The following is a 15392-nucleotide window of genomic DNA, read 5'->3' on the forward strand; positions in this document are numbered from 1 at the left end:
ACAGAAGAAAGGCAAAAAATAGTCAGACATGGAAGCTACAATACAAAACAAAGTAGAGAAAGAGCAAAACAAAAACCCTAAAGAGAAGAAAAACTTATCCAAAACAAATAAGCATTTTTCTATAAACTGGATAGTAAGTCCTCGTTATGATGGTTTCTTTTTTATAGGAAGTTGTGTCTTTACGCTTCTATTTTTGGGTATTTTTATGTATGCAGAAACATTAGATTTAGCTCCTCAAGGTGATTCTATTATTCTGACTTACTTTGTCTTTACTGCTATTTTTGATCACCCTCATATCTTTCAAACCTTCTCAAGAACACACGCTGACAAAGAAGAATTTGAAGAACGAAAACACATGCACACGTGGGGATTAGCTGCTTTTATTGTAGCAGGGTTAGTTGTAACAGGAATGGGATTTGAAAAAAAACTGATTGTCTTTGCTGCCTTTTTTGGGAGTTGGCACATTATCCGTCAGCATTCTGGTTTTTTGAAAGCCTATAAAGGAATTAATCAAGATTTTGATAAAATTGATGATTATTTGGATACAGGTCTTTTTTATTCGGGTATGTTTGCTTGTTTTTTTAGAGATTATTCGGATATAAAAAGTCCTGTCGTGATTTACAAAGAGCTAACAGCCGATTTTCCTTACCTTCCTCCACAGATTACAGAAATCGTTTGGAGTATTTTTATTTTCTTTTTGGTTGCTTTTTCTTTTCGCCAAGTGTGGCGTTTTTATAAACACAAACCAATTAATATTCCTAAAATACTATTTTTAGTAGCTGCACTTTCTACGCATTATTTTGTATTTTTTCTTACTGCTTTACCCTTTTTAGTAGCTGAATCACTAGAAACTGTCTATCATAATATTCAGTATCAAGGCTTTGTGATGCACTACCAAAGAAAACGTTTTTCGCATATCAAAAATGTAGTTTTGAAATGGTTTGGGGTGGCTATGATTTATGGTTTTGTAGTCGGAACAATAGAAATTATAGGCTTAATGACCAATGGATGGGCTAAATGGCTTTTTGTTCCCTTTACAATGGTCGTAATTTATCACTATTACATCGACGGACTAATATGGAAATTTGGAAAAAATCCCGAACTCCGAAAGCTACTTTTTGATAAAACGGCTGTTGTTTCTTCTGACTCTGTATTATCTGATAAAGAAAATATGGATTAATATATTAAAAGTAATTTTTATCAAAAAAAACAAAAATTTATTTTTTATTTCAAATAAAGACGTATATTTGCCCTCATACTACTGAGAAAATTTGATACTATTCAATGTTATCTAGCTGCTATTTTTATCATTCTTAACTTTCTCAACCTGTATAATAATCTCACTAACTAAATTAATTATCATACACTATCACTTTAAAAAAGTGTAACTATTTTCTTCTCTTTCTCTATTTGGATAGGTATTTACAAATACTGTCAAACAGAAATTGAAAAACTTTAGATTACAGTTTTAATGAGATAGATTCTACTGTTTATTTTTTTAAATTAATTTATTCTTAGATGAGAAATCTTCATTGCTCTTTACACAGCCTATTTCTATGTGCTGTTTTCTTTACTCTATACTTGTTTTCTGTAGATACGGCAGAAGCACAAGCTTTTCGTACCACTTGGGTAACCGATGATGGGACAATTACTATTCTTACAAATTCAAATAGTGGAGCATATAATTATGATATTACTTGGACAAACCTTACCAATACAGGCGTAGGTAACGGTTCTTCTACAGGACAAACAAGAAACTATACCATTTCAGGGCTTACAAATGGAGATACTTATGAGATAGCTATTACAGGCGTTTTTCCTCATTTTTATATGTATAATGATACTACTCATAGGGCAAAATTACGCACTATAGAAGAGTGGGGAAACATAGAATGGAAAAGTCTGAATAGTGCTTTTTATGGCTGCTCTAACCTTACTTATAATGCTATTGATAATCCAAATCTTATAGGAGTGAGTAGTATGAGTAGTATGTTTACAAGTTGTACTATTTTTAATGGAAATATTGGAAGTTGGAATACAGAAACTGTAACCGATATGCATTGGATGTTTGTTGATGCCACTTCTTTCAATCAAGATATTGGAAACTGGAACACGGAAAATGTAACAAATATGAATCGCATGTTTTACAATTGTACTAACTTCAATGGAAACATTGGAAACTGGAACACGGAAAATGTAGAATCTATGTTTGAGATGTTTGGAAAAGCTACTTCTTTCAATCAAGATATTGGAAATTGGAACACGGAAAATGTAATAAATATGAGTGCCATGTTTAAAGGAGCAACATCTTTCAATCAAAATATTGGAAACTGGAATACAAGTAATGTTATTAGTGTGAATTCGATGTTTGAAGGAGCAACATCTTTCAATCAAAATATTAGAAACTGGAATACAAGTAATGTTGCTGGTATGTATTGGACATTTAGAGGAGCAACATCTTTCAATCAAGATATCAGCAACTGGAACACGGAAGATGTAACAACTATGACTGGGATGTTTGAAAGAGCTACTTCTTTCAATCAAGATATTGGAAACTGGAATACAAGTAATGTTACCAGTATGAGTTTTATGTTTAGAGGTGCTACTTCTTTCAATCAAAATATTGGAAACTGGAATACGGAAAATGTTACCAGTATGAGGTTTATGTTTTTAAATGCTAGTTCTTTTAATCAGAATATTGGGAGCTGGGATATCAGTAATGTTACAGATATGAAAGACATGCTTACTAGGTCAGGGTTAAACACCTCTAACTATGATGCCACACTAATAGGTTGGGTAACACAAAATGTGCAGCCAAATGTAGCTTTGGATGCTGACAATTTAACTTACTGTCGTGCTACAGTAGCACGTAGTATTCTGACCTCTACTCCTAATAATTGGGTTATTACGGGAGACACACAGAGTTTAGCAGTATCATTAAATAATATTACTTTATCACAAAATCAATATGGATTGTGTATAAATACCCAAACTACTTTAGAGACTGATGGAACAGGAACAGTTTATTGGTATGACTCTCCTACAAATAATATACCCATTCATACAGGAAGTAATTTTACTACACCAGTTTTGACAGCAGATTCTACTTACTTTTATGCTCAAGACTCTACTGTAGGTTGTGGAATTAGTGATAGATTGGAATTCTTAGTAACAACTTCCCAAAGTTTACAAGCAATGAGCAAAACTAATTATGCAGCTTATTTAGATAATACAGGAAGTGTAGAAGTAAATGCAGCTTTGTTGGATAGCATAAGTTCAGCAGCTTGTGGAGATACTATAGTTTCTTATCTTTTTGATGATACAGGACTTTCTACTCGTTCTTTTTCTTGTGCTGATACAAATGCAGTTAATGTAGTTTTGAGAGTTACAGATAACAATGGAAATACAGAAACTTCTCCTACAATTATTCATGTAAAAGATACTATTCGTCCAGTTATTTCTGTCAGAGTTCTGCCAGTATCTTTTGACGCTTCTAATCAAGCAACAATTTCAGCAAGAGATTTTATTGCTTCTTTGAGTGATAACTGTACAGATTCGGTAGATATAAATGTAGTATTTGATGATACAGGGCTTGAAACTAAGTTTTTTGATTGTGGAAATACTTCTGTAGAAAGTTTGAACTTACGCATTACAGACCGAGCAGGAAACCAAACTATTCAACCTGTTATTATAAATCCTTCTGCTACAAGCTATGACTTTAATGTAAATATTATTTCTGCGCCTTTGCGTCCTGCCATAATTTCTACAATTACAGCTCTTGTTAATAATTATTCCTGCGCTCCCAAATCTGGAGAACTAAAAGTTACTTTACCTTCAGATGTTACCTATGTTTCTTCATCTATTACTCCAAACAGAACTGTAGGAACTAATTTATTTTGGGATGTTACAGATTTGAGTTTTGATAGAAGTTTTTCAGTTAGAATACAAGTATTACCAAACGATAGCTTGAACATTGGCGATGAGGTTTGTTTTTCAGGACATGTTACACCTGAAACAAATGACCTTACTCGTTTGAATAATCTAAAACAATACTGTTTCCCAATCGTAAACTCTTACGACCCCAACGATAAACAAGTCTATCCACAAGGAATCTGTGATAATAAACTTACAAAACGTTCTGATTTACCTCTTACTTATACAATCCGTTTCCAAAATACAGGAAATGCCCCTGCTTTAAAAGTAAATATTGTAGATTCATTGAGCAATTTATTAGATAGAAGTTCATTGAAAATTGTGGAAAGTAGCCATACGATGGTTGTTGATACAGTAGCCAACAGTAATGTTATCACTTTCCGTTTTGATGACATTAACTTGCCTGATAGCACTTCTAATCTAGAAGGTAGTCAAGGTTATGTTATTTTTGAGTTGGATGAGATTGCAGCGCATTCAGATACTTCAAGAATTGAAAATAAATCCTATATTTATTTTGATACTAATGAACCAATTATTACTAATACAGTCAAAAATACGATTGTGGATGCCTTGCCAACAGTAACGATTACAATAAACCAAGAAAATTCTTTTGATAAAACAATTACCGTTTCGTCTTCTGATTCTATTGTTTCAGTAGTTTGGTTTAAAGATGGAAATGAAGTAGCTAGTTTCAATAATCAAAAAACGATTGAACCAACTGAAAGTGGAAATTACAAAGCAAAAGTAACTTATATTTCAGGCTGTGAATTTGAAACCGAAGAAAAAGCATTTACTTTCGATATAGAAACTGGAATTGAAGAAGAATCTGCTAAAATATTTACTGTCTATCCAAATCCAAATAATGGTTCGTTTAAAGTAGAATTTGCTACCACAACCAATCAAAAGACAAATCTTGTTGTAGTGGATGCACTTGGTAGAACAATTTATAGCAAAGAAATTTCTATGAATCAAAAAACTACTACTATTACACTTCCAAAAATAAGTGCAGGTGTTTATGTAGTTCAGATTGTTTCTCAAGGAAAAGTATATACAAAACAACTTGTTATTCAATAAAAAAGAGTTGTCTAATCCTGAAAAAAGAAAAATCAGGCAGTCTTATAGATTGCCTGATTTTTCTTGTTTAGAGGTTCTTAATTGAATGTTTTCTTGATAAATGAGTTGTTTTTGGTGTTTGCAAATGTAAAAAAAGAGGTATTTCTTGATTATATATAATACTTTGTTTCAACATTTTTTCATCCGTTCTAAACTGACTTTTGAACATCTTTAATACTTTCCCAAAGTAAGAAAAATGAGGAGGAAAAAGAGTTGTTTGCAATTGATTGAGACTTTTGCTGAGCATAAAAAACAACAATCTATACAAGGTTTTGACTACTTCATATAAGAAACCTTGCAATATGTGACACTAAATTTTCCCTAAAATTAGCAAAAAGCACCCATTTGTGTAACTTAAAAGGATGTTTTTTTAGCAAAATAGAATAAAGCACATAACTTTATATAATTAATCAAATTAATTATATAAAGTTATTTTTTTTATAAAAAAACAACCTAAAACTTCAACTATGTAATTCAATTTTACACCACTCAATATGTTAAAAAATAGCTTAATTATCAATAAATAAACATTATAAGCATCTAGCTAAATTTTTTAATTTCCCTTTCTTCGCAAACCTTATCAATTAAGTTAATTAATTATGAACATTAATCTTTTTTTTATTTATAACTATTTGATAATCAATAATTTACAATACAAATATCTTTTTTATTTAAAAAATCATTGATTATTATTTGTGTATTATGAATAAAAATTGTTACATTTGGGAGTAGATATTTTAACTAAAATTGTACAAATCAAATTTAATTTAATACTTTTATTTCATAAATATAAGTTATAATTTCGCTTAAACACGTATTTACACTGTTATACAATTAATGTATAATTTCTAATGCTATACTAAAAAACACTACCAAGACTCATTAAATAATCCCTTAAATATTTATAAAAACTTATACTCTAACAGTAATGAAAAAAATTATCCCTTTAATAGCCTTATTTTGGTTATCAGTTATGTTTTATGCTACGGCACAGAACGATAGAATACTTCTAAAAAATGAAGGCTCTGCTCAAAAAAGTCTAAACTTTGCTCAAAAAAATAATTTGAGTTTTCAACAAAACTTAATACAACAAAAAAATGGACTTACTCTAAACAGTTTGAAACAAACAGGTAGTTTTACTACAAGAACTATTAAAATTGAACTTGAAAATCCTACTCCATTTATTTCTGCTTATACTACTTGGAAAGGCGAAAATTTACACCACGAATTTTTGACTATCGAACAAAGAACTTCAATAGATGGCAAAAATTGGAATAGTTGGGAAAAAACTGATTTTGATGGACACGTAAATGTAGAAAATCACAAGGAAGCAAAACGCCTTACTTCGGTAGCTAGTTTTTTACCAAAAGAAACTCGTTTAATACAGTATAGAATTTCTTGGAAAACAGGAAGTGAACAAGCTGCACGTATCGAAGATGTCGAAGTTTCTTTTTATAGCCCTGGAGAAACTCCTCAACAAAATATCAAAAAAGCACAAGATGATATGACAAATTACATGCAAAGTGGTAGTGGTTGTTCACAGCCTCCTGTAGTTTCTCGTGCTAGTTGGGGCGCACGTTCTTCAAAAAGCAGCTATTCTTATACAAACGTTACACATTTGGTAGTTCATCATGCCTATGGATATGATTGGAATGATGGTGCAGCAGCCGTTAGAGCTATTCAAGATTTGCATCAAAATTCAAATGGCTGGTCAGATATTGGATATAACTATTTGATTCATAAAAGTGGAACTATCTATCAAGGTCGTCCTGAAGATGTAATTGGAGCACATTTTTGTGGTTATAACTCAAACACCATGGGAGTTTGTATGCTTGGTACTTTTTCAAGTACTACTCCGACTACTGCAGCCATGAATAGTTTGAAATCTTTATTAGCTTGGAAAGCAAACAAAGAAGGAATTAACCCAACAGGTTCATCTTATCATTATTCTACGGGTGGAAGCGTGAAAAATATTGCTGGTCATAGAGACGGAGGAGGTTGTTCTGAGTGTCCTGGAAATTCTCTTTATGCTCTATTGCCAGGTGTAAGAACAGAGGTAAATACAATGATTCAGAATGGATGTGGAGGAGGAGGAACTCCTTCGGACACAGTAAATCCAACGACAAGCATTACAGCAACAAGTAGCACCACAAGTGATTTTTCTGCTACTTTTACTGATGCTGATAATGTTGGTGTAACAGGTCGTTTCTATCAAGTATTAGAAAACTATGCTTCTGAAACTCGTGCTAATCGTGGCAATGGTTTTTATAATGATAACTTTTCTACTGGTTCGCTTCATTCAGATTATACTGTAGGTGTTGGAACTTGGTCAGCTAACTCTTCTGGACGTTTGGTTCAATCAAATACCACAAGTACAAATACTTCTTTATCTACATTTTTATCTCAAACGAATGGACAAAGTTATTTGTATAATTTTGCTGCAAAACTCAACAGTACAACTGGAAACCGTCGTTTTGGAATTCATATTATGGCTTCTCAAACTGATTCTGAAAGAGGAAACTCTTATTTAGTTTGGTTTTCGGCAGATGGTGGAACAGTCAGTATTCTTGAAACAGTAAATAATGTCTTGAATACAAGAGCAAGTGCTTCTATTGCTGTGGGTACAAGTTGGGCAGATTACAAAGTGGCTTATTCTACCACCACAGGTAAAATTGAAGTGTTTAGAAATGATGCGTTACTTACAGAATGGACAGATTCAAGTCCTTTGACTTCTGGAAGTTATATCTCGCTTCGTACCAATCAAGCGAATGTAGAATTTGATGACTTGAAAGTGTATAAAGGAAGAAGCACAGGCGTTACAGTAACAGTTGGAAACACAAACGCCAAAGATTTGCGTACTAATCTAGCTTCAACAGGACAAGTAAAATCTATTGTAAGAGATGCAGCAGGAAACTTTTCTAGTGTTGCTAATGCAAATGTTACTATTGGAGCACCCGTTATTACAGATATTACAGGAAATTGGGCAGAAAATGAAATTCGTTATATGTTGAATAATGGATTTATGTCAGGATATAGTGATAATACTTTCCGTCCAAATAACACAACAAGTCGTGCCGAATTTGCGACAATGATAGCTGTTATTATTGACCCAAGTATTTCAAGTGACCCTACTGTGGCTAGTCGTAGTTTTACTGATATTAGTGGACATTGGGCAGAAGCAAACATTTTGAAAGCAGCTCGTGCTGGGTATTTGAGTGGTTATACGGATGGCACATTTAGACCAAATGACCCTATTACAAGAATGCAAGTAACTCTATCTATTTCAAATGGACTAGGAGTAACAGGAGGAACAAGCACCATGCTTAACTTATTTACAGATAAAAATGATGTTCCTTCGTGGGCTACTACTTCGGTTACAAATGGAATAGCAAATCGTTTTGTAGCAAATCATCCTGATAAAAATTACTACAAACCAAATGAAAACAGCACTAGAGCAAATGCTACTGTAGTGATGTATCAGGCGTTGCGTTATTTGAGTCGTGCTCCCGAATTATTCAATACCTATATTGTTGTGCCTGCAAATCCTGCTTCTAAAATTGCTGTAAAAACAGAGCAAAATACCATAGAAGGAATGATGTTGTTTCCAAATCCAATAGAAAACTCTCGCTTAAATGTAGCTTATTCTTTGAAAGAAGCGTCTGATATAAGCATTCGTTTATACAGCATTTTAGGAGAAGAAATTTCTATTTTATATCAAGGAAATAAAGAAGCAGGAACTCACAAAGAAGAGTTCGAACTTTCTACTCTTCGCTTAAAAGCAGGAACGTATATTATCAAAATTTCTTCTAAAGAAGGAACTCAAACATTGCGTTTAATTAAACTATAATTTTTTCTCTTTATCGATTTTTACAAAAGAACGTATTTTATTTTTTGCGTTCTTTTCTTTCCATCAAAAATACAATTACAATGAACCGATTAATTATATTAATGGGAATGCTGTGTGCATTTTCTTATTCATCATTTACTCAAGTATTTGCTCAAAATACGAAAAAAAATTTCGTAGAAATACGAGTAACTGACCAACAAACAGGTTTTAGCATTCCGAATGCCACAATAGAAATTTTATCTTCTTCTAAAAATTCAATTCCTTCTAATCAAAAAGGAAAAGTATTTATTCAAAAAAACACTCAAAAACAAGTAATTAGAGTTAGTGCAGAAGGATATAGTCCTATTGAGACCTATTATCAATTAGCTTCTGTAGAAGAAGGTTTGGAAATGGAAATTCAGTTAGATCCAATTTTACCTAAAACAAATTTTTCTCTCCAAAATTTAAGAAAACAAGAGAAAACTTCAGTTATTTCAGGGTTTGTAAGTGATAAAGAAACTGGTTTTCCTGTTTCAAATGTAAAAGTAACAACTTTAAATGCGACTGCTTATACAGATAAAAATGGTTTTTATGAGTTTTCTATTCCTTTTGATGTTGAGGCTATTCAAACAATAGAAGGATTATTAAATAATCATCAAAAAATTCAAATTTCTTTTTCTAAACAAGGATTTACAACTCACTTACTCAAAGATTTCAGAGTGTTGGGTGAAGATTATTTACTCAAAATTGCTATGACTGCTGCAACTTCGGAAATGAAACAAAGTAGTACAACCACAACTGAAACTGAGACATTTTCTCACGGTTTTTTCGACAAAACAAGAGAAGAAGATAACGCAAGTAACAACATTCGTCTTAACGACAACCACAATCACAAATCTAATCCTGCCACGACAGAGGAAGTTTCAAGAGTAGAAGCACTTGTAGTTCCCTCAAGTATTCGTGTAGGCTTGAATTGTTCATGTAATTCTTGTTCAAGTGTTACAGTTATGAGTTTGGAGTCGTATGTTGAGCAAGGTATTGATAATGAATGGATTCCAAGCTGGAGCGATAATTCATTACGTTCTGGAGCTGTGGCTTATCGCAGTTATGGAGCAAACCACGTTTTGAATCCAATTAGATCAAATTACGATATTAGTAGCACGACTTGTCGTCAAGTATGGGTATCAGGAACTACTACACGTTGTCGTGCAGCAGCACAATTTACAGCAGGTGAAGTGCTTGTTCGTGAGTGTGATAATACCAAAATTGCTTTTACAGAATATTCAGCAGAAAATAATAACTCTGGGTGTGGAGATGGTTTTGCAGGTACAGGAGGCACAGGTTTTAATGGTGTTTCTTGTTCAGTAAATACGTATCAAGGTTGGCCTTGTATTTCTGATGCTATTAACGCTGGTAATGCATCGTTCGGACACGGAAGAGGTCTTTCACAATGGGGTTCTCAACGCTGGGCAAGTCAGCAAAACAAAACTTATGGCTGGATTCTTGACCACTATTACAATCCTGGGGGAATCGAAAGAAGTGGTAGTAGTACACCTAGTGATACTGTAGATCCAACAACAAGTATCACAGCACCAAGTAGCACCACAAGTGATTTTTCTGCTACTTTTACAGATGCTGATAATGTGGGTGTAACAGGTCGTTTTTATCAAGTATTAGAAAACTATGCTTCTGAAACTCGTGCTAATCGTGGCAATGGTTTTTATAATGATAACTTTTCTACTGGTTCGCTTCATTCAGATTATACAGTAGGAACAGGTACTTGGGCTGCAAATTCTTCTGGACGTTTGGTTCAATCAAATACCACAAGTACAAATACTTCTTTATCTACATTTTTATCTCAAACGAATGGACAAAGTTATTTGTATAATTTTGCTGCAAAACTCAATAGTACAACTGGAAATCGTCGTTTTGGAATTCATATTATGGCTTCTCAAACTGATTCTGAAAGAGGAAACTCTTACTTAATTTGGTTTTCGGCAGATGGTGGAACAGTCAGTATTCTTGAAACAGTAAATAATGTTTTGAATACAAGAGCAAGTGCTTCTATTACTACAGGTACAAGTTGGGCAGATTACAAAGTAGCTTATTCTACCACCACAGGTAAAATTGAAGTGTTTAGAAATGATGCTTTATTGACGCAATGGACAGATTCTAGTCCACTTACTTCTGGAAGTTATATCTCGCTTCGTACCAATCAAGCCAATGTAGCATTTGATGACTTGAAAGTGTATAAAGGAAGAAGCACAGGTGTTACAGTAACTGTAGGAAATACAAATGGAAAAGATTTGCGTACTAATCTAGCTTCAACAGGACAAGTAAAATCTATTGTAAGAGATGCAGCAGGAAACTTTTCTAGCGTAGCTAATGCAAATATTACTATTGGCACACCAGCTATAACAGATATTACAGGCAACTGGGCAGAAAATGAAATTCGTTATATGTTAGATAATGGATTTATGTCAGGATATGCTGATAATACTTTCCGTCCGAATAACACAACAAGTCGTGCCGAATTTGCGACGATGATAGCTGTTATTATTGACCCAAGTATTTCAAGTGACCCTGCTGTGGCTAGTCGTAGTTTTACTGATATTAGTGGACATTGGGCAGAAGCAAATATTTTGAAAGCTGCTCGTGCTGGGTATTTGAGTGGTTATACGGATGGCACATTTAGACCAAATGACCCTATTACAAGAATGCAAGTAACTCTATCTATTTCAAATGGACTAGGAGTAACAGGAGGAACAAGCACTATGCTTAACTTATTTACAGATAAAAATGATGTTCCTTCGTGGGCTACTACTTCGGTTACAAATGGAATAGCAAATCGTTTTGTAGCAAATCATCCTGATAAAAATTACTACAAACCAAATGAAAACAGCACTAGAGCAAATGCTACTGTAGTGATGTATCAGGCGTTGCGTTACTTGAGTCGTGCGCCAGAATTATTCAATACCTATATTGTTGTGCCTGCAAATCCTGCTTCTAAAGTGGCTGCCACTACAAATGAATTAGATGAAAATATCTTAGCAGAGATGTCTTTATTTCCAAATCCAATAGAAAACTCTCGCTTAAATGTAGCTTATTCTTTGAAAGAAGCGTCTGATGTAAGCATTCGTTTATACAGCATTTTAGGAGAAGAAATTTCTATTTTATATCAAGGAAATAAAGAAGCAGGAACTCACAAAGAAGAATTCGAACTTTCTACTCTTCGCTTAAAAGCAGGAACGTATATTATCAAAATTTCTTCTAAAGAAAGAACTCAAACATTGCGTTTAGTAAAACTATAAAATGTAGTAGAATACTTTTAAGCTACCCAATTTCACAAAAATAGAAGAAGTCAATGAATCAGTTTAAAAAAGATTTAATCTGAAAAAATGATTCATTGACTTCTTTATTCCCTTTTAAATAATAAAATTAAAAAAATATGAAACTTTCAAAAATTTTTCAAAATCTTATTTTAGGTGTTGGAATAACCCTAGCAGGAAATGTTCTTGCACAAGATGCTCAAATTGCTTTCTATAATGGAAATGATTTGATGAATACAAATCTTAAAAAACATAGTACTAAAAATATAGGCAAAAATCTTAGATACGAACAAGATGATTTTGTCAAAATTGATAAAATTGCTCTTTTTCCAAAGGATATTTCGGCAGAGCTTTCTATTCCAAAAGATTGGGTGTTTTTTCAAGGACTAAAATCTCCTTATTCTAATACGTGGATTTATATGGAACGTACTCAAATAGGAACAGAATTTTCACTTTGGTTCTACGATGCAGATACTCATCAAAAAACGCTTTTGCTGAATCAAAAAACTACTCCTAAAGAAAATTATTCTTTCAAACCAATAGCTTGGAGTGCTGATAAATCTGCATTTTATTTAGAAATGCTAAAATTTGATACAGATTTTGACCATGAAGGAATTTGGAAATATGATTTAAAAACAAAGCAGATGAGTAAATTATCTATTTCGAAAGATTATTTTACTACTCCGATGCTTTCTCCTGACCGAAATTATTTTTTATATCTCAATAGTAATGAAGCCAAAAGAGATTTATTACACGGCTATGCTGATGAGATTATGGTGTATAATATTGAAGAAGCAAAAGAAAAGTCTACCTACAAAAAGGATAAAACACCTTTACAGTTAGCGGGTTGGGTTAAAGAAAAGGAAAATAATGACATAAAAGTTCATAAAATTTCCCCAAATGAAACAAAGGATGAACACCGAGTTTCTTCTACTATTGATTATTTCTTACCGTGGGATTCAGGAAGAGCTTATTATGTTTCTCGCCATGGAAGTCCTGCTCCAACAGGTTCTCACTCTCCAACAGGTTCACGAACTTCTATTTATGATGGAATTGGACAACATGGGTATGCAGCCGTTGATTTTGATACCCCTGATAATGCAGACCAAAATTTGCGTGCAGCAGCAGCAGGAACAGTAACTTCAGCAGGAGATTGTGGTTGTGGCTATGGAAATTTAGTAATTGTTCAACATTCTGACGGAACTCGTACCTATTACGCTCACATGAAACAAGTTTTAACTAGTTCAGGACAGAGTGTTAGTCAAGGAGCAGTTCTAGGAATTGAAGGAACAACAGGAACTTCTACAGGTGATCATTTACATTTTGAATGGCGTGCTGCAGGTGGAAACTCTCCCACAATAGGAACATTTTCTGATGTAGGACAACCTCGTCAAGGCTATAAATATACAGCAGGAACAGGCACACCATCAGACACAGTAGATCCAACAACAAGCATTACAGCACCGAGTAGTGCAACAAGTGATTTTTCTGCTACTTTTACAGATGCTGATAATGTAGCTGTAACAGGTCGTTTCTATCAAGTATTAGAAAATTATGCCTCTGAAACTCGTGCTAATCGTGGCAATGGTTTTTATAATGATAATTTTTCTACTGGTTCGCTTCATTCAGATTATACAGTAGGTGCAGGCACATGGACTGCAAATTCTTCTGGACGTTTGGTTCAATCAAATACCACAAGTACAAATACTTCTTTATCTACATTTTTATCTCAAACAAACGGACAAAGTTATTTATATAATTTTGCTGCAAAACTCAACAGTACAACTGGAAACCGTCGTTTTGGAATTCATATTATGGCTTCACAAACGGATTCTGAAAGAGGAAACTCTTATTTAGTTTGGTTCTCAGAAGATGGGGGTTCTGTTACTATTTATGAAACTATTAATAATACACTCAATACTCGTGCAAGTGCTTCTATTACTGTAGGTACAAGTTGGGCAGATTACAAAGTAGCTTATTCTACCACCACAGGTAAAATTGAAGTGTTTAGAAATGATGCTTTACTCACAGAATGGACAGATTCTAGTCCACTTACTTCTGGAAGTTATATTTCGCTTCGTACTAATCAAGCAAATGTAGAGTTTGATGATTTGAAAGTATATAAAGGTCGTAGCACTGGTGTTACAGTAACTGTAGGAAATACAAATGGAAAAGATTTGCGTACTAATTTAGCTGCAACTGGACAAGTAAAATCTATTGTAAGAGATGCAGCAGGTAATTTTTCTAATGTAGCCAATGCAAATATTACTATTGGCACACCAGCTATAACAGATATTACAGGTAACTGGGCAGAAAATGAAATTCGTTATATGTTGAATAATGGATTTATGTCAGGATATGCTGATAATACATTTCGTCCAAATAACACGACAAGTCGTGCCGAATTTGCGACAATGATAGCTGTTATTATTGACCCAAGTATTTCAAGTGACCCTACTGTGGCGAGTCGTAGTTTTACTGATATTAGTGGACATTGGGCAGAAGCAAACATTTTGAAAGCTGCTCGTGCAGGTTATTTGAGTGGTTATACAGATGGAACATTCAGACCAAATGACCCTATTACAAGAATGCAAGTAACACTTTCTATTTCAAATGGACTAGGAGTAACAGGAGGAACAAGTACATTATTAAATCTATTTACAGATAAAAATGATGTGCCTGCTTGGGCTACTAGTTCGGTTACAAATGGAATAGCAAATCGTTTTGTAGCAAATCATCCTGATAAAAACTATTACAAGCCAAATGATAATAGTACAAGAGCAAATGCTACTGTGGTAATGTATCAAGCGTTACGTTATCTAAATCGTGCTCCCGAATTATTCAATACCTATATTGTTGTGCCTGCAAATCCTGCTTCTAAAGTGGCTGCAAAGTCAGAAGATAAATCACTCCAAAGTCTAGTCTTATATCCAAATCCATTAGAGGGTAATAATTTAAAATTGAAATTCTTATTAGAAGAATCTACTCCTGTTGAGATACGATTGTATAATGTCTTAGGAGAAGAAATTTCACTATTATTCAATGAAGATAGCAAAGAAGGAATGTTTCAAGAAGAATTTGATTTATCAAAACTCAATCTTCAGACAGGAACTTATATTTTGCGCATTATTTCTACTGCCCAAACACAAACGGTTAGATTTATTAAAAATTAATTTTTTTTAATAAAAATA

The 15392-nt window shown here is 33.4% G+C and carries 5 protein-coding genes; all 5 read left to right on the top strand.

The annotated features are described in order from the left end of the window. Positions 1 to 28 precede the first annotated feature (28 nt). Positions 29 to 1180 carry a hypothetical protein gene (locus V9L05_RS01770; protein WP_338814144.1) on the top strand — a complete coding sequence of 384 codons (1152 nt, stop codon included), beginning with the start codon at positions 29 to 31 and terminating at the stop codon, positions 1178 to 1180. Between the two features lie 338 nt (positions 1181 to 1518). Then, positions 1519 to 5007, top strand: coding sequence for a BspA family leucine-rich repeat surface protein (locus V9L05_RS01775; protein ID WP_338814145.1), 3489 nt, complete (start codon positions 1519 to 1521; stop codon positions 5005 to 5007). 967 nt (positions 5008 to 5974) lie between these two features. Further along, positions 5975 to 8893, top strand: coding sequence for an S-layer homology domain-containing protein (locus V9L05_RS01780; RefSeq protein WP_338814146.1), 2919 nt, complete (start codon positions 5975 to 5977; stop codon positions 8891 to 8893). A gap of 80 nt (positions 8894 to 8973) precedes the next feature. Beyond that, complete coding sequence (locus V9L05_RS01785) at positions 8974 to 12183, top strand: S-layer homology domain-containing protein (RefSeq protein ID WP_338814147.1); 3210 nt, start codon at positions 8974 to 8976, stop codon at positions 12181 to 12183. 137 nt (positions 12184 to 12320) lie between these two features. Next, positions 12321 to 15374, top strand: a complete 3054-nt coding sequence (locus V9L05_RS01790; protein ID WP_338814148.1) for an S-layer homology domain-containing protein — start codon at positions 12321 to 12323, stop codon at positions 15372 to 15374. The last annotated feature ends 18 nt before the right edge of the window (positions 15375 to 15392 follow it).

The organism is Bernardetia sp. Wsw4-3y2, from assembly GCF_037126295.1.
In the GTDB taxonomy this organism is placed as follows: domain Bacteria; phylum Bacteroidota; class Bacteroidia; order Cytophagales; family Bernardetiaceae; genus Bernardetia.